Raw genomic sequence first — 17,438 nt, forward strand, 5'->3', positions numbered from 1 at the left:
CTATTTATGGCCATTCGCCCTCTATATATAAGAGCGAATGGCCTTTTTTTTGAGGATTTCTAAGTCAGCAAATCATTATTCACTTTGTGTGATTTTTTCACTGAAATTATCGTAGCTAACGTTAGCTGGTTGATTGGAATGAAAAGCCACCTTTAAGTTCTGTGTTGAGTTATACGGAATAGTGATCAGTGTTGATTCGGCCTCATACTTTATGTCTATAGCGTTAACGAACGACTGGATTGCGTGACTGTTTCTTAATGGCAGTATCAAAGAGACAATTTTAAATGACTCGCTTGTGCCAAGTGACTTTGAAGCGCTAAACCATTCCCTTTCTTCATTGTCCCAAATGTTTCTGGTCAGTTTCACCTCAACGTCTTCATCGGAAGCTTCAAACACCAATAAGGTATCGAGTTGCTGTAGCTCTCCTGAGGGTAAGTCTGTTGGTAACATTTTTTGTTGCCCTTTAAGAAGAACCCAGTTGTTACCTTGTGACGATTTTAGTTGTGGTAATACCTGATAAAGGGCGCCGCCGATATGATCTCCTGAGTAGGTTGGTGTAGTAGATAGCGTGTCTAATACCACTAAAACGCCATTGTGGAGTAACACGGTTTCACGCTTAGCAACCACATCTTCGTATTGGTAGCGGCGATATTTAACTACGCCATAGGCTGCGTCATCAGAGAGTTGTTGTGCACTATATTCTTCAATCTCATAGCCAGATGAAGGTTCATAGTTCATGACTTGCTTAAATCGTTCATTATCACCGGGCGCTGATACTTCTTTTGAAGGATAAGGTGCTGAGGGGTACTCATATCGAGCTGGGTTAATGTATATCCCATTGGTTTTATTGGCTTCAGCCCACCGTTTCATTCTAGTGACAGTATGAGCACCATTAAAGTTGTGATTATCGATACCAGAACGATGGTCATGTGCGGCTTTATGTTGGGTATAGCTCAAATCCATCAACATATAAGGTGCTCTTGGGTGATGCCCAGTTGAAAGTATCAGCTTATCCTGTACATCCACATAGTTGGTATCACCGCGGCCAAGTAATAGTCCGTCATATTCACAACAAGAGGTTATGCGAGGAGTAGTACGAGACGGTACGTCGCCAATGTTTGGTTTAGCTAACTCGATATTGAAAGCATCAATGCCCGCAGGCCAAAGATCTGGTGAATAGTCACCGCCTGAAAATGGACCATGGTCTTGATAAAGAAAAGCCTGGTATTTGCGCGCCATGTAAAGGTAATGAGGATGATGCCACAAGCGGTAGCCCATTTTTAAAACCCATGGGAGGTTAGCCCCAGCAGATATTCTTATCTGACCGGAAGAAATACTCTCCATCGATTTTCCCCATTTCGCAGATTGACCACTCGGCATCACTGTTCTCGAAATACGATCCATGACTCTTAGCAGATGCTCAGACTGAATTACATCCTTTTCAAGGCCATGCCTTAACGCCATATTCAAAATGATTTGGAAGCCGGTGCTGTTGTCGTAGTGTGGTGAGTTGTCACCGTCGTATGACATTTGGGTGACGTTGTGCCAGAAGGAATGAAAAGCTTCTTTCATATTTGGAAACTTGCTCGTGCTTTTGTAGAGCAAAGCTACGGTTGATGCTACGTCCATGGCAAACACTTCTTTATTGTAACCTGTGGTGTAATACGCCCCCTTATAGTAGGGATCGAGCCCTTCGAGGTAGCGAGTAACGAAGCCCTCGAATTGGGTACGGAAGCGTATTGATTCTTCGGTATTATCGTGAAATGCTCCAAGCATATAGAGTCCCCAAGCGTAGTCCATGTAACGACGAATGGGAGTGACTTGCTTAAGGTCGTTGACCTTGCCATCACTCTCAACAATGACTCGCTCAGCTTCGACGCGCGCAAGTTCCCCCTCTGCATAGAATCGACTAACTGTGTCACCTCTCCAATGGGGGAAAAAAGATTCATCAGTTATCAACATGATTAGAGTTCGAAGCGCAGATTTTGAATCATCCTGTTCGTTATTCTTGGCGATCAGCGCATCGATCAGTTGTTGGCTATGACCAAGCCTGTCTTGCTCAAATAAGTAAGCAATATATTGATTACGAATATTCTTGAGCTTTACTTCACGTGTATGGATCTCTTCATCGCTTTCGAAATGAGGTACATAATCCATTGGAAATAGGTGGGGGACAGATTCTGGTTTCTGCCTTGGCGAATTTACTAACTCATCAAGTTGATTTCCATCACTATCTTTTGGCGTTTCTTCCATATCTAAATCGTGGTCGAGGCTGAAGATAAAGCGATCAAGTGCGAAACCTTTTTCCCGGTCTCGGATTGAAAACGTCAGAATCTTTCCTACGTCTTGCTGAGTGACGGTGAAATCATTGTTGACTCGATACCAAAAGAATTTTCCCTCAGAAGGGTTGCTCTGTGGATTGGATTCACCATCACTATCCTGAGATTGACGGCTGCCATGTTGAACAAAATCTCGTCCATCAAATTCGTTCGCGTAGAAAAATGAATCTTCTCCGCCGTAGGAAGACCCATTGTCTTTTTCAAACATAGAGCGTCGGTAATAAAGGCGATAAGTTCCAGGTGTTTGAAAAACGACTTGGTACTCAACGGTTGATTGGTTCATGTCATACTCGTAGCGAAAATCAGCTAGCAAAGCGCGGTTTTCTGAAGCGGGATAGGCTGAATTTGCGGGTAAGACTGAAGTGCCAAATTCGGAGGTGAATTCGTCGATTGAGACAACGTTGAAACCGTCATTGTCTCCGTTGTGCCGAATAATGTTGTGGTAGTCCTCCGCTTCGAACGCGAGGTAGTGCGTGTCAGTATCCTGATAAGAAGGGCTTGCATTGGTCAACCACGCCATGGTGGTTGCGACTAGCCCTAGACTAAGCGTACGTATATTCATCTTCATATGTCCTCTAAGGTTTACTTAGCTTTAAAGGATATGTCGAAGATTCAGAAGTGATTGATTATAAAAAGTTATATCTCCATTTTTATTCAATTCCATGTCACTTATATCTCAGGTCCTGACCTGATACTAAGCAATGGCTATCTAGTTCAAACTCACCATGTAACCATCGTTGGGAGGTGTTTATGGCCTTACTGGATAATCCAATTCAACTGATCGCAGTATTATTTTTTATGTCACTTTTGCCATTGTTTGCGGTCATGGGGACATCATTTTTAAAACTTTCGATCGTGCTGTCCATGTTGCGAAATGCTCTGGGTATTCAGCAAATCCCGCCTAATATGGCAATTTATGGTTTAGCGCTAATTCTGACAATGTTTACGATGGCGCCTGTTGGTTTAGCTATTCGAGATAATTTGGCCGCGCATCCTGTGGATTGGGCGTCACCGGAAGTGTTTAGCCAAATCAGTGATCAGATAATCGCGCCATATCATCAATTTCTCAGCCACAACACCAGTGATACCCAAATTCAGTTCTTCTCTGAGATTGGGCACAAAATCTGGCCTGAACAATACCAAAGCGAACTATCCAAAGATTCACTGCTGGTTATGGTCCCGGCGTTTACCATGAGCCAATTGATTGAAGCATTCAAAATTGGTTTCTTGCTTTATTTACCGTTTGTCGCCATCGACTTAATCGTTTCTAACATCTTGCTAGCGATGGGCATGATGATGGTATCGCCAATGACGATTGCTTTACCATTCAAGCTATTGATTTTCATACTAATGGGTGGCTGGGACAAACTGATTGGCCAACTGATGGGGTCTTTCTCATGAACGAAGCGGTGATTATCCATTTTACGTCTGAATTGCTTTGGTTGGTTCTCATTCTTTCCTTACCTGTAGTCGTTGTGGCTTCTGCCGTGGGGATTCTGGTGAGTTTGTTTCAGGCACTGACGCAGATACAAGACCAGTCTTTGCAATTCCTTATTAAATTGGTGGCTGTCTGCATCACACTTGCCGTGAGCTATCACTGGATGGGGAGCACTCTGCTCAACTACGCCGGACTGGCTTTCGACCAGATTGGATACATAGGGGGCTAAATGGCAACCCTGATGCAATATGTTCCGATTCTAGCACTTTGCATGATGCGACCACTGGGCATGATGATAATGCTACCGCTTTTCAAAGGTGGAGCGATGGGAAGCGGGTTGATTCGCAATACACTGGTACTGATGTTTGCATTGCCCATCATCCCGATGATGCAAGCTCACCCAGTTGACTTTGTAGCTAAATCATTGACAGAACTAGTATTAATTTACGGTGAAGAGCTCTTAATTGGCCTGATTGTTGGTTTCTGTGCTGCCATTCCATTCTGGGCGATTGATATGGCCGGGTTTGTTATCGATACAATGCGCGGTGCATCGATGTCGACGGTACTCAACCCGTTGATGGGGTTACAATCCTCAGTGTTTGGTATGTTCTTCACACAGATACTCGGAGTGTTATTTCTGGTATCTGGTGGTTTTAACGCCTTGTTAACCGCTCTATACCAGTCCTATACCGTGTTACCTCCTGAGTCAGCCTTGTCTTTTAATCAGGACCTGCTGTCATTTATCAGCCAACAGTGGCAGATGATGTCTGACATGTGCTTGAGCTTTGCACTGCCTGCAATGGTCGTCATGATCATGGTTGATGTTGCGCTTGGCTTGGTTAACCGGTCTGTTGAGCAACTCAACGTTTTCTTCCTATCGATGCCCATAAAAAGCATTTTAGTCGTCTTTCTACTTTTGGTGAGCATGCATTTCGCACTGTCTCACTACCTCAATCAAATAAATCAGTTTGAAAGCAACATCTCAACGCTGTTCCAATTATTTAAGGGCTAGGTATGGCTGAGAAAACCGAAAAACCAACCCAAAAACGCTTACGTGATGCGCGAAAAAAAGGCCAAGTCATCAAAAGCAATGAGATTGTGACAGGCTTTCAGATGGCGGTGATTCTCGGTTACTTCATTATTGAAGGGCAGGGCATGATGGAGGCGATTTGGAAAATGATCGATCTCGCCATTACTTCTATCGATTTGCCACTTAAAGTGGCGGCAGAAACCGTTGTTGCGGCGTTTGTTTATATCCTTATTCAATTTATTGCTGGGTTGGTCTTTATTTTGTTGATTACCGTCGCGTTTAGCTGCATGGTTCAGACGGGGCCGGTTTGGGCGTCTGAAAGCTTAAAACCAAGTTTTAACAAAGTGAATGTCATCAACAATGCAAAGAACATCTTCTCAATGAAAAGCTTGTTTGAGCTGTGTAAGAACATGCTCAAGATTTTGGTTCTCAGTCTGGTCTTTTATTACCTGCTGCATCAGCATGTGAATATGTTCCAGTATTTACCTACATGTGGTGTAGATTGCGGTGTTGAGATCATTTTCACTCTGATCAAATGGTTATGGGGCGCCTTCCTTGTTTGTTACCTTGTCTTTTCCGTTGGGGATTACGCTTTCGTCCATTTCCAGACAATGAAACAGCTCAAGATGTCGAAAGAAGACACTAAACAGGAATACAAAGAAACAGAGGGTAACCCTGAAGTGAAGCAGAAACGTCGCGAACTGCAACGAGAAACAGCGAACGGATCGTTGGTTTCCAATGTGAAAAAATCGACAGTCATTGTCCGAAACCCTACACACATTGCGGTATGCCTATATTACCAACCGGGTGAAACACCGTTGCCGTTAGTTTTAGACAAAGCGCAAGAACATATGGCCCTACATGTTGTTGAAATGGCGGAGAAACATGAGGTTCCGCTGGTTGAAAACATTCCGCTAGCACGTGCCTTGTATCATCAAGTTGAGCCCGGTCAGGTCATTCCCGAATCATTGTTTGAGCCTGTTGCTGAGTTACTTCGCGTGGTGATGAACGTCTCTTACGACGATGGAGAAGACTAAACGCGCCCTGCGATCTGCCTCGTTATGAGAACCCATGTCACTTAAATGAAAAACGCCCTTGATAACTTCACGTTGAATGATAGATTGAATATCGATAACAACAATAAATTCGTAGCAGTTTGGTTATATTGAACCTTATATGCATCGATTTCTGACGTGGAGAATGACGATGACATTTGGCGAGTATTCACATTTAAAAATCTTGGTCGTGGATGATCATGACCTTATATTCGACGGTTTAAAAAGCTGCCTTTCTCCATATCCAAATTTGGAGTTAGTAGGATTCGTGACAGATGGGCTAGGGGTATACGAGGAGTGTCTTAAGCTCAAGCCTGATATGGTTTTCATGGACCTTAACCTACCGGGCATGTCCGGTGTCGAGGCAATTCGACAGTTACGTAAACGTTGGCCGGATATGATGATCATCGTATTGACGGCCTCTGAAGAAGAGCGCAAAGCACGAGAAGCGTTAGATGCCGGTTCAAACGGTTACGTTTTGAAAAATGGTTCTAAGAGTACACTGCTCGCAGCAATAAAGAGCGTGACACGAGGTAAGAGTTTCCTCGACCCAGCTTTGGACGCCAAACATATTGAGGCACTAAGTGGTGTTGAAGAAGGGGATATCCCGGTTTTAACGCCGCGGGAAAAGCAGGTTCTCAAATTGATCTTCGAAGGTAAACGTAATCGAGATATTGCTGAAGCCCTGTTGATTGGTCTAAAAACCGTAGAAACCCATCGGATGAACATTATGCGTAAGCTAGACGCGCACAATGTTGCCGATTTAATGAAATGGGCCCATAGGATGGGTATCTAACTTAGATACAGTTTAACGAAACGGCGAATTCAGCCTTTACTGAATTCGCCGTTTTTTTAATGCTTAATTGGTTAGGCACAAGGTTGTGTGTTTAACCCTTTTACAAACCGAGTCTGACAAAGCCAAAGCACGGGTAAAACGCAGAGTGCAGTCGTGATGATATCTGAAAACGTATGATAGTGTTGGTACATCATCAAAATGGCATAGGCGATCATTGAAGCCACGCTTACCCATTTTAGTGCTTTGCTATGGGTAAACAGATAGGTGACGAACACCAGTGCTAACGCAGTGTGGGTGCTATAGTCCATCCCGAATGAAGGCCAAATTTGGAAATAGTTATCTGCAAACATCAGTGCATAGATGTACAGCGTTGATACTAAAGTTGCGAGCAGCTGCTTAGTACTGGTTCTCAAACCAGACCTAAAACTCGTAATCAGGATTACGATCAGGCTAATGCAACCTATAAGTGGAATGTAGGCATCAGCAATTGCATCCCATTGTTCGTATGTCATATTTTTCTACTTCGCTATGAACGTGATTGATAGTTTTCTAAAGCGAGGAGCAGCGGATCAAGTTCTTCGCTTTCAATATGATTAGTTTGCTCCAATTGCTTTTCTAGATCGGCAGCAGCGCTCGAAACATCATTGATACCAGCGAGACCAGCACTTCCTTTTACGTTATGTAATATGTCTCTGAGTTCTTGCCAATTCTGATCCGCTAAACTCTCGCGCGCGGCTTGAGCCATATCTTTGAAGTGATTGGCGAGTCGTTGGGTAAATTCCTCTTCAGCAAAATCCATGATAGGGGTATCTGAGTCGGTATTGATGTCCGGCTGCATGTCGCGATCTATCTGAATCTCTGCTGCGATATCAAGAGCTTTTGCCAGCTCCTTCAATGAAACAGGTTTGGTGAGATAGCCGTTCATCAGGTGCATAGACTGATCGTGTTCCGAGTGATTGGCGTTCGCCGTTAACGCCATAATAGGGCAGTCGGTATCGAGAATAGCCTCGCTTTCACGCCAGAGTTGCGTCGCTTGATAGCCGTCGATGCCTGGCATACGAATATCCATTAATACTAGATCGAAGATATGGCGTTCGCCGGTTTGCAACGCTAGCTCACCGCTCTCCACGCAAATCACTTCTTGGCCTAGTTCAACCAACATTTTGGTGAGGATATCGCGATTGGTTTCAACATCATCAACCAAGAGTACTTTCAATTTCCAAGGCAACATTTCCTTGGCGGGAACGGTGGTTTTCTCGGTTGAAATACCATGCTGAACTTCGTACAAACGCTTCCAAAGTCGCCAAGGCAGATAATTGAGTTCATCATTTTGAAGTGATTCCGAGTGTTTATCGACACATTCACCGCCCCAAAGTGAAATCTGTGTATGTAGATTTTCTGGCGCATCAATGACGCCTTGTTTAAGGCGTAGTCGCATTCCAGGTTCAGTCAGTGGCATAGCAAAAATAAATGTTGAACCGACACCAAGCTCACTTTTCAAAGACAAGCTACCGCCCATGATACTGGCGAGTTTGCGAGAGATAGGTAACCCCAGTCCGGTACCAACCTGATGCTGGGAAGATTGTCTGAATGGTTCGAAAACTTCATCCAGCTTATTAGCTGCAATACCGGGCCCTGTATCTTCGACAGTGAAATATAACATGTCATCTTTGCTATCAATGTAGAGGAAGATGTGTCCTTGCTCTGTGAACTTTGCCGCGTTGCCGAGTAGGTTAACCAGTACTTGCCTTACTCGGATTGGGTCGAATATGCAGCTTTCAGGAATGTTATCGGCAACAACGGTTTTTAACTCAACAGGCTTGTTGATGACATTAGATTGAATCGTCAGCATCGCTTCATCGACTACTTTGAGAAGGGGATTGCTAGCAAGATTAAGCTCAATCTGATCTGCTTCAATTCTGGAGAAGTCGAGCAGGTTGTTAATGATGCTGAGTAGGGATTTAGCACACGTATAAGCCGTATTTCTTAAGTCAGCTTGTTGTTCATTCATCTGAGTATTGCGAAGTAACTCAAGCGAACCCGTGATGCCATTCAAAGGCGTACGTAGTTCATGGCTGATGTTGGTCAGATGCTCGCTTTTTCGAGCAGTCGCCTTTTCAGCCAGTTGTTTTGCATGAGCAAGTTCAACGGTTCGTTGTTCAACTTTAGACTCAAGCTCGTCATAGCTGGATTTAATCGTATCGAGCAACATGTTGTAGGCGCGAGCGATATCGCCAAGTTCATCTTTCCTAGATTCTGGTAAGCGCCTTGAAAAAGTTGGCTGACGGTCACTTTTAATGATGCCGACAAATTTACGGATGGTTTGGGCGAGTGATTTCCACAAGATCCACAGCATGACCAGAATCATTACAGCGAAAGAGACCAGTGACCATTTGAGCTCGTTGTAGAACGGTGTGTAAGCCATCTTCTCAATTCTTGATTTGGGTACCATGGAAATCTGCAACCAATCGGGGCCATCGATGAACTTACTGACGACATAATAATTGTCGGTTTCAAAAAACTCTCCGACATTTTCTACGCCACCGGCTTTCATGATTTGGCTATTCAACTGAGCTTTGGTTGGTTCGTCCGGTTTAGACTGACCATGAAACGGTACAACGCCTTCTGGTGTAAGAAATACATTTTGGTCGCCTTTGGTATAAACATTGGAGACAGTGACGACGTCTTTAATGTCAATTGCGAAGCCAACCTGACGCGCCATCTCATCTTCCGGATTTAAGGTGTAACTAAGGAGAATGTAGACGCTGTTTCTACTGGCATCGTATTTGGGTTCACTCCAGCGAAAACCGTCTTCCGTATCAAGTTGAGAAAGGTCGATGATCTCATTGACTCGTTGATCAAGGTGAGAACGTTCAATTTCTGAAGCAGCATAAATAGAGACTTGCCTGTCCGGCTCAATAATGAAGCTATCTACATAACGTTGCTGGCCTGCGATGCCAAAGGTTTGTAGCGCCCAAAGTTGTTTGCGCTCTATAGGTAGATTGGTATCACCGATATTGAACTGATGAGCGACCAATTCAGCGTTAGAGTCTACTTCGATAGTCTGGAACTGCTCAAGACGCTGCTCAAATTGCTCGGTATCATCCTTTGCTTGAGCGAAAAGACTACGATTCATCTGCGCTCGAATCTCACTGATTTGGTCGTAACTCTTCAGCGTTTGCTTTAAGGTTCCGTTGTAGGTGTTATCGAATGCATTTATCTGAATCAGTACCCATAGACCGACAAACACCGATATAAAAGCAATGGTGAGTTTGGTAACCAGTGAAGAATTCCAACGAGTTTTCATGTCTACTCCTGTAGTCATTGATTTTTAACGCAATCATTTCAAGATTCGCTCTTTCTACCTTAGCGTGAAGCATCACGTAAGATCCATCTTTACCTTGATGTAGATAATAAAACTTTTCCCCTCAGGTGAGACTAAGGTGTTCACCTGATACCGAACAAAAACCTCTCGATACATACTGAATTCGAAATCAGAGAAAGAGGTTCTCAATGATCGAACGTTTAATTGCGATGGGGTATCTGGATACGGATAGCGCATCAGATGACAGCCAGTGGCAAGGCCAATGCGCAAGCAGAAGACTTCGATGGTTGCAGTCAGAGCATTACGTGACGATCGGTATGCAAATTGAGCCACCACAAAACCGCCTTTGGTCAACGCAAGCGTCTCTTGTGCTCGCTGTATGTGAAGAAGGCTGGGATTGCAGCCTAGAAAATCGTGATGATGAGTGGGTATTGTGGCGCTGCTACCCAAATAAGCTTGACGACGAAGCACTGATTTCCTCTATAAAAATGCAACTGGCACTGTCCAGATATCTGGAGCAAGAGTTGTTGAAGCCTGTTCCAGCCAGCAAACCTCGTATTTGGAGGAGCAAACTATGAAGAAATTACTATGCTGGTTACTTCTTTTTACGATCAACTTTGCTCATGCTGAACCGATATCAGCGGTTCAATGGCATGGGGAACCGTTTGTATTCTATAGCCGTGGAACGCCTTTGAAGTCAGTGATTGAAGAAGTGGGCAAGAACTATGGAATCCCAATGGAAGTGAGCAGCCAGATTAGCGAGTCTTTCAGTGGTCAAATCGATGGTCAGACACCAAAACAGATCCTAACCATGCTTGCGCAGCAGTACGGCTTAGTCTGGTACTATGACGGGGATTTATTGCATGTTAACAAGGCGAGAGAGGTCACCAATGAGGTAATTTCTCTGTCTTCACTCTCTAATCAGGAAGCGACTCGCTACATCGCGAAAGCGGGTTTTATTGACAAAGTAGCATGTGAGGTAACATCGATTTCAGGCTTGCACGCAATCCAAGTCAATGGGGTTCCGGCATGTGTAAATACAGTGAGTAAGTATGTTCAGCAACTGGACAACGATTCTAAGCAACATGCGCAATCACAGAAGTCGGTCAAAATATTCCCACTGAAATACGCGTCTGCAACAGACACCGTATATAGCTACCGTAGCCAAGACGTTACGGTACCAGGTGTGGTCTCTGTGCTCAAACAAATGGAGCAAGATGAAGGACCTGATGCCAGTAATCAAGGCACAACTAGTTTTTCAGCAGACTCGCGCCAAAACGCAGTGATCATTCGAACCAACAAGATGGATATGGCGATGTATGCTTCGTTGATAAAGCAATTGGACATCACGCCAACCATGATTGAAGTTTCGGTCACCATTATTGATGTTGACACTTCGGACTTTAATCAACTTGGTATCGATTGGTCTGCCGCCGCGAAATTTGGCGGAGGGAGTGTCACCTTCAACCAAGGTAGCTTGAGCAGCGATAACTTCTCGACGGTGATTGGCAACACCGGGAACTTCATGGTTCGACTCAATGCACTGGAGCAGAACTCAAAAGCAAAAGTGCTATCAAGACCTTCAGTTGTCACACTCAACAATGTTCAAGCTGTGTTGGATAAAAACGTTACCTTCTATACCAAGATTGAAGGAGAGAAGGTAGCCAAGTTGGAATCCGTAACTACAGGTTCGCTTTTAAGAGTGACACCAAGACTGGTCAATGAGAACAACTTTAAAAAAGTGATGCTGTCACTAAATATTCAAGATGGCCAACAAGCAAAGCCCGTGAGTAGTAAAGATCCATTACCTCAGGTTGAGAACTCAGAAATTGCAACGCAAGCCACACTAAAAACTGGTGAGAGTCTATTGTTGGGCGGTTTCGTTCAGGACAAAGACCATACCGTAGAAAACAAAATTCCATTACTGGGTGATATCCCACTACTAGGAGGACTTTTCCGTAGTACAGACCACAGCAAACAAAGCGTTATGCGTCTGTTCCTAATTAAGGCAGAACCCGTCAATCAATAAGTGGGAGTGGCTATGGAAAATAGTACCAAACTCTTATGGCTCACAGGCCCAATGCAAGGTAGAGAGCTGAGATTACCTCAGGGCGATCTCTCAATGGGGCCTAGCGGTGACATCATGGTGCCACTTGCTGAGCGTGAGTTATTGAATATCAGGGTTGATGAAAAAGGTGTGTTTGTCAGGGATACAGTTAAAGTCTGGGCAAATGGCTCTCTGGCAAATACCGAAGAAGCCTTACCGATGGGAGAACCGATAGAAATTTGTGGTGTCGGCCTGGTTATAGGAAAGGCAGAGCAAGCATTAGAGTGGCAAAAGTTACCGGCGCATGTAAAAACCAGCCAAAGCAGATGGAGAAAGATGGTGTTGCTGGCAATGACACTGATTACCATCGTTCTAATGGCATTTACCTTGATGTTACCGGCTAAAACACAACCCGTGTTCGACCCGCAATTATGGTTACAACACCAACTCAATGTTCCGGCATTACATCAGGTTGAAGGAAACTGGAGCCCTGATGGAGTAGTGACGCTGACAGGTTACTGCGACAACTCAACCGCCATGGCCAAGTTAAAAGAAGGGTTGAAACTGCATTCGATACGTTTCACCAACTCCGCGGTTTGTACCGATACATTGATCAGCAACGTTGAGTCGGTATTGAGCGCAAATGGTTATCAGAACATCAATGTTCTTCCATCACGAAGAATGGGTGAAGTCAGAATTTCAGGTGCGATTCAATCTGGTGAAAAGTGGGACAAAGTGACTCGTGAATTAGAACAAGTTCAAGGGCTTAAACACTGGCAAGTGGCAAACGATATTGGTGGCTATGTGCAAAAATTCATTGAAGCACTTAGAGACAAAGGGCTACTTCAAGGCCTGATGGTGGAACGTCGTCAAGACAGCATCATGGTAACGGGGCAGTTTCAAGATGATGTCCGCAGTCAGATTCGCCAGGTGAGTAGTGAGTTGATGGCGAACACAGGCCAAAGCATTGATGTCCGATTTGAGAACATCCCAGTAAGGGACAATTTATCCCGTTATCTGTCTGGGCAAATCGTCAGTTTTGGTGGTAACAGCAGCCACCCATTTGTGGAGCTTAGCAACGGAACTCGACTTAAATTGAACAGCAAACTCGATAGCGGTTATGTGGTAAGTCACATTGATTTGAAAGGGCTAGACCTCAGTCGAGATGGCGAACTTATACACATACCATTCATTTTATAGGAGGCGTTATGGCTCGAATTACACAACTGGAATCCACGCTTAAGGAGAATCCTGAAAGCAAAGACGAATTGATTTCTCAGTTAGAAGCGGCTCGAAATGAGTTGAATAAAGGATCAAAACAGACTGCGGAAAGTCTCTACCATGCCATTTACGCTGCTCAAGACGTGATCAGTATTTTGGCTAAGCGATATCAGTAACAAGCTCTATACATCAAACGAACTCTACCGTACCACTTTAAAAACCGGAGAAAATTATGGATACATTCAACGACATTAAATCCGTAATGGATGACCTCAACAGCCGTCGCAGTATGCTTGCTGAACAAATGAAGGAATTCGAACAACTGCAGAGTGAAATTCAGGTTTTGGTCGAAAAATCTGCGCATGATCCAGATGCACGTAGAAAATTAGAAAAGCTGAATCAGGCATTTCCCGAGGGTTTTCAAAACTCTCAGCAAGCCATTATGTCGAAAGTGACCCAGCTTGAGAGCAACTTTAAAAGCTTGGAGGAAGGGCTCAAAACCATGGGAGATTCCGAAGATCAGCAGCCGGAATCATCTCCTAAGCCCAAAAAACGAGTGTTAAAGAAATATATGTAACTCTCTAAAGTTCATCTCTTATTCGTCAATGACCACTGTGGTCCCTTACCGGTATAGCGATATTGTTATGCCGGTTTTTTTGTAACTGTTTTAATATTTGAAAATATATTCAACAAACTGGTCGAACCACCAATTTGTACTGGTTGGGGATATTAGAAATCAAAAGATCAAACGGGCGGTAATATAGAATTACAAACTGAGATGCTAAATGGTGATTTTCCAATTTAGAACCCAGCTTGTAGTAATAACCTATTAATAAGAGGAAAATATTATGGCTGTTAATCTTAATGATACATCAGGTACTCAAGGTACTAGCATCATCAACTCTCAACAAAGTGAAGATATTAAAAATACTATTGCATCACGTGGTGACACTGTACTGTCCGGTGGTATCGCTGTGCTGTATATGTTCATGAATCTACTGTCTGAAATGGCTGACGCCAAATACTCTCAGATGCAGAAAAAATCTGAAGTGTCACGTACCGCTCAGGACATGGCAAACCGTGTCGATGAAAAAGTCGCGGAAGCTGCTAAAGAAGGCGATAAAGCGACAAGACAACTGTCTCCTGAAGTAATTAACTACATGAGAGACAACGGGTTCACCGTCGATGGCAAGACCATTGATAAATACCTAGAAGCTAACGGTAAGGACCTAGATCAGGGCAAACTCAAAGCGGTTAAAGCCTCGCTAGAAACCGTATCGAATCGAGCGTCAGATTTCGTTTCACAATCTCAACTTCAATTACAAAAATTGATGCAGACATACAACGTGACCGTCAGCCTTTTAAATAGCATGCAAACCATGTTGGCTGAAATGAATAAATCCATCGCTCAGAATATTCGCTAATTATTTAAACGATAAATCTGTTCAATAAAATAATAGTAAGGAGTTGTTATGCTTCAAGTTGATAACAGCGTGAGTGCTCCTTTGTCTAAAGAAAATGACAAAGTAGAAATTGAAAATGCTATTAAAGGCGATAGCGTATTATCAGGTGGTGCTGCGGTATTATATTTATTCATGAATCTTCTGTCTGAATTAGCTGATGCTAAATACGGTCAGATGCAAGCCAAAGCGGATGTATCTCGCTCTGCTCAGGACATGGCAAACCGTGTTGACGAAGTGATTGCCCGAGTTGCTAAAGAGGGCGACAAAGCAACAGGTCAGCTACCACCTGAAGTCGTGAAGTATATGAAGGACAATGGTTTCTCAGTCGACGGTAAGTCTATTAGTGACTACCTCAAAACCAACGATCCATCAGCTAAATATCTCGACAAGTTGAAAGCAAAAATTGACGCCAGTGGCCCAGAGGGTATGCAGTCATACAGCTGGCAGGACGTTGTGACTTATATGGATCAACACGGTATTAAAGTTGATGGAAAGCGGGCTTGCGACTACATCTGGAGCCTACCTGAAGTGGGCTATATGTCTGGTCAGCGTATCAACAAAGAACACATGCAGCACATCGCAGACACTCTGCAAGCAGCCGGTGGCCTAGATCAGGGCAAACTCAAAGCGGTAAAAGCGGCACTCGACACAGTCTCTAACCGTGCATCCGACTTCGTTTCCCAATCACAGCTACAGCTTCAGAAAATCATGCAAACCTACAATGTCACTGTCAGCCTGCTGAACAGTATGCAAACCATGCTGGCAGAGATGAACAAGTCCATTGCTCAAAACATCCGATAGGGGGCCGTTATGGTAGAGAAAGACTTTGAAACCTTGCAGACATTCTTGCAACAAGGCGGTTCGTTAAAAATGTTGGCTGACGTTGAAGAGAAAGATCTCGATCTTCTGTATCGATACGGAACCCAGCTAATGAACTACGGGGATTACGAAGGTGCCAAGCGAATCTTCTATTTACTAATGAAAATTGATCAGTGGAACTTTGATTACTTCTTTGCACTAGGCACATGTTGCCAGCAACTCAAAGAACACGAAGAAGCGATTTTCTGTTTTGGTCGTGCAGGCATCATCAAAGTGGAAGACCCTCGTAGCCCTTACTATGCAGGCAATAACTATCTGGCTGTTGGTAATAAAGAGTACGCCATTAAATCCTACAAAGCGGCATTACGCGTATGCGATTGTCACCCAGACGGAGTTTGGGATGAAATAGCCGAGAAGGCCAACAAAGCCTTAGCTCAATTTACTCAGGAGGTGCATCATGACTAGTGTTAACTTCAATACCCAAATGCCAGTAACGGGCACTTCGGAAACTGAGCGTCTTGATAAAAGTAAGGAAACCAAAGCACGTTTGCCTTCGTCTGGAACACCGGGTGGTCTTGTTGATGTAATTGACCGCGAAACAAAAACGGGCGTGGTCAGCTCAGACATAGCAAGTCAGGCATTGCAGCGCGTACTATCGGCATTTCACAAGGGTGACAACGTCACAGTAAGTCAGCTAGAAAAAGCTTCCATGAACGACATGGTTCTTATGGCAGCCAATCTAGGACTTAAAACCTTTGGTGATACAGCGAATGCAGCAGCTAAAGCCAGTCGACTAATGACGGATACTCAAGCCGTACTCCGTGATCAGCAAGTCAAAGAGTTCCAGGAACAGCTCGCTAAGCGAATCGAGCAAGCAGAGAAAGCCCATAAAGGCGGTATCTTCGGTGCGATCTTCGACTGGATTGTCGGTGCTGTGGAAGCCATTGTCGGCGTATTCAAACTGATTGAAGGTGCCGCGCGAATAGCCGTAGGAGATGTTGCAGGTGGGGCATTGGATATGGCTAGTGGCGCGGCTTACCTCACTGCAGGCATTGCCGGAATGGTCAAAGCCGCTGCGGAAACGGCAATTCTGTGTGGAGCGGACAAAGAGAAATGTCAGAAAGTCATTGATGTCGCCGGTAAAGTGCAGTTGGGTGCCGAGATCGTGGGCATGGCACTGGATATCTTCCAGGCAGGCCGAGCTATTTCAGCCACTCGCTCTATCGCCAAAGGCACAGAAACGGCAATGAAAGAAGCCGCACCGAAGCTAGTCGAAAGTATCGGTAAAGGCTCCACTCAGGAAGTCACAAACATTGCGCAGCAAGTTGGTAAACAAGTCTCCGAACAAGTGGCAGAGCAGGTCAGCAAACAGTTAATGAGTGGCGTCAGCAAGGGCGTAGAGCAAGTCGCGGAACGGGGTGGTCAAATCGCTAAGTCTTTAGGTAAAGCATTCAGTGAAGAAGCGATCCAGCAACTTGTGACTAAATCGGTAGAAAAAGCGGCAACTGCGGCCATCGAGAAAGGTGCGCAGGTTACTGCCCAAGAGATCACTAAACAGGTCACTACTATGGTACGCAATGAAGTCATCAAAACCGTCATCAAAGCGTGTACCTATACCTCACTTGATCTTATTCGTGCATCAGCCGGGTCTGGCAAAGCCATCACCAGCGGCATTGTGACTGAAGAAAAAGCCAAACTTCAAAAACAAATTGAAGATTTGATCCTGAAACAAAACCTGATGGAGTTCTGCTACGACTGGTACGACAAAGCCAAAGAACAGCAATCCAAAACCATCAAAGATTTAGTTGATAAACAAGGCGACACCTTAGATGGTGCAAGCAAAGTGATCAATGAAACAGGCATGTTACAGGCTCGCATTGCCACATCAGCAGTGTAGCTAAGGGG

General features: G+C 44.4%; 17 protein-coding genes. 14 read left to right on the forward strand and 3 right to left on the reverse strand.

The window, feature by feature from the left end; genetic code table 11:
- Positions 1-75: 75 nt before the first annotated feature.
- Entirely contained in the window at positions 76-2,901 is a 2,826-nt protein-coding gene (locus QMA41_RS01905) for a hypothetical protein (protein ID WP_281628701.1), read from the reverse strand.
- A gap of 188 nt (positions 2,902-3,089) precedes the next feature.
- Here QMA41_RS01905 and sctR point away from each other — a divergent pair, with 188 nt between their 5' ends.
- The 5 genes from sctR (at position 3,090) to QMA41_RS01930 (ending at position 6,658) form a co-directional block, all read left to right on the forward strand.
- Positions 3,090-3,740: a type III secretion system export apparatus subunit SctR gene (gene sctR / locus QMA41_RS01910; protein WP_006962255.1), complete on the forward strand. Its 651-nt coding sequence runs from the start codon at positions 3,090-3,092 to the stop codon at positions 3,738-3,740.
- Positions 3,737-4,006 (forward strand): EscS/YscS/HrcS family type III secretion system export apparatus protein, encoded by a 270-nt coding sequence (locus QMA41_RS01915; protein ID WP_006962254.1) that lies wholly within the window; start codon positions 3,737-3,739, stop codon positions 4,004-4,006. Before sctR ends, QMA41_RS01915 begins: the two co-directional genes overlap by 4 nt.
- Positions 4,007-4,789, forward strand: coding sequence for a type III secretion system export apparatus subunit SctT (gene sctT / locus QMA41_RS01920; protein WP_281628702.1), 783 nt, complete (start codon positions 4,007-4,009; stop codon positions 4,787-4,789).
- A gap of 2 nt (positions 4,790-4,791) precedes the next feature.
- The gene (locus QMA41_RS01925) at positions 4,792-5,844 is read left to right on the forward strand and encodes an EscU/YscU/HrcU family type III secretion system export apparatus switch protein (RefSeq protein WP_281628703.1); all 1,053 of its coding nucleotides are present in this window, start codon (positions 4,792-4,794) and stop codon (positions 5,842-5,844) included.
- A gap of 139 nt (positions 5,845-5,983) precedes the next feature.
- A complete protein-coding gene (locus tag QMA41_RS01930; protein ID WP_227495683.1) occupies positions 5,984-6,658 on the forward strand; it encodes a two component system response regulator in 675 nt (224 codons plus the stop codon).
- A 71-nt stretch (positions 6,659-6,729) separates the two neighbouring features.
- On the opposite strand, the gene QMA41_RS01935 is transcribed toward QMA41_RS01930, so the two are convergent.
- Together QMA41_RS01935 and QMA41_RS01940 are read right to left on the reverse strand one after the other, a co-directional pair.
- Positions 6,730-7,170, reverse strand: coding sequence for a hypothetical protein (locus tag QMA41_RS01935; protein ID WP_281628704.1), 441 nt, complete (start codon positions 7,168-7,170; stop codon positions 6,730-6,732).
- Positions 7,171-7,184: 14 nt separating this feature from the next.
- Entirely contained in the window at positions 7,185-9,965 is a 2,781-nt protein-coding gene (locus tag QMA41_RS01940; protein ID WP_281628705.1) for a two component system sensor kinase, read from the reverse strand.
- 206 nt (positions 9,966-10,171) lie between these two features.
- On the opposite strand from QMA41_RS01940, the gene QMA41_RS01945 reads away from it, so the two are divergent.
- From QMA41_RS01945 to QMA41_RS01985, 9 genes are all read left to right on the forward strand, one after another.
- Positions 10,172-10,561 (forward strand): hypothetical protein, encoded by a 390-nt coding sequence (locus QMA41_RS01945; RefSeq protein WP_038159322.1) that lies wholly within the window; start codon positions 10,172-10,174, stop codon positions 10,559-10,561.
- Positions 10,558-12,012, forward strand: a complete 1,455-nt coding sequence (locus QMA41_RS01950; RefSeq protein ID WP_281628706.1) for an EscC/YscC/HrcC family type III secretion system outer membrane ring protein — start codon at positions 10,558-10,560, stop codon at positions 12,010-12,012. The genes QMA41_RS01945 and QMA41_RS01950 overlap by 4 nt, the downstream gene beginning before the upstream one ends.
- A 12-nt stretch (positions 12,013-12,024) precedes the next feature.
- Positions 12,025-13,230 (forward strand): type III secretion system inner membrane ring subunit SctD, encoded by a 1,206-nt coding sequence (gene sctD / locus QMA41_RS01955; RefSeq protein WP_281628707.1) that lies wholly within the window; start codon positions 12,025-12,027, stop codon positions 13,228-13,230.
- A gap of 8 nt (positions 13,231-13,238) precedes the next feature.
- Positions 13,239-13,427, forward strand: coding sequence for an EscE/YscE/SsaE family type III secretion system needle protein co-chaperone (locus QMA41_RS01960; protein WP_006962246.1), 189 nt, complete (start codon positions 13,239-13,241; stop codon positions 13,425-13,427).
- 56 nt (positions 13,428-13,483) lie between these two features.
- Complete coding sequence (locus QMA41_RS01965) at positions 13,484-13,828, forward strand: hypothetical protein (RefSeq protein WP_281628708.1); 345 nt, start codon at positions 13,484-13,486, stop codon at positions 13,826-13,828.
- Between the two features lie 271 nt (positions 13,829-14,099).
- A complete protein-coding gene (locus QMA41_RS01970) occupies positions 14,100-14,675 on the forward strand; it encodes a secretion protein EspA (protein ID WP_006962244.1) in 576 nt (191 codons plus the stop codon).
- Between the two features lie 48 nt (positions 14,676-14,723).
- Positions 14,724-15,515, forward strand: a complete 792-nt coding sequence (locus QMA41_RS01975; protein ID WP_281628709.1) for a secretion protein EspA — start codon at positions 14,724-14,726, stop codon at positions 15,513-15,515.
- A 9-nt stretch (positions 15,516-15,524) separates the two neighbouring features.
- Positions 15,525-15,998, forward strand: coding sequence for a SycD/LcrH family type III secretion system chaperone (locus QMA41_RS01980; RefSeq protein ID WP_038511426.1), 474 nt, complete (start codon positions 15,525-15,527; stop codon positions 15,996-15,998).
- A complete protein-coding gene (locus QMA41_RS01985) occupies positions 15,991-17,430 on the forward strand; it encodes a type III secretion system translocon protein (RefSeq protein ID WP_019274670.1) in 1,440 nt (479 codons plus the stop codon). Before QMA41_RS01980 ends, QMA41_RS01985 begins: the two co-directional genes overlap by 8 nt.
- Positions 17,431-17,438: the final 8 nt, after the last annotated feature.

This window comes from Vibrio sp. St2 (assembly GCF_947311885.1).
GTDB classification, from domain to species: Bacteria; Pseudomonadota; Gammaproteobacteria; order Enterobacterales; family Vibrionaceae; genus Vibrio; species Vibrio coralliilyticus.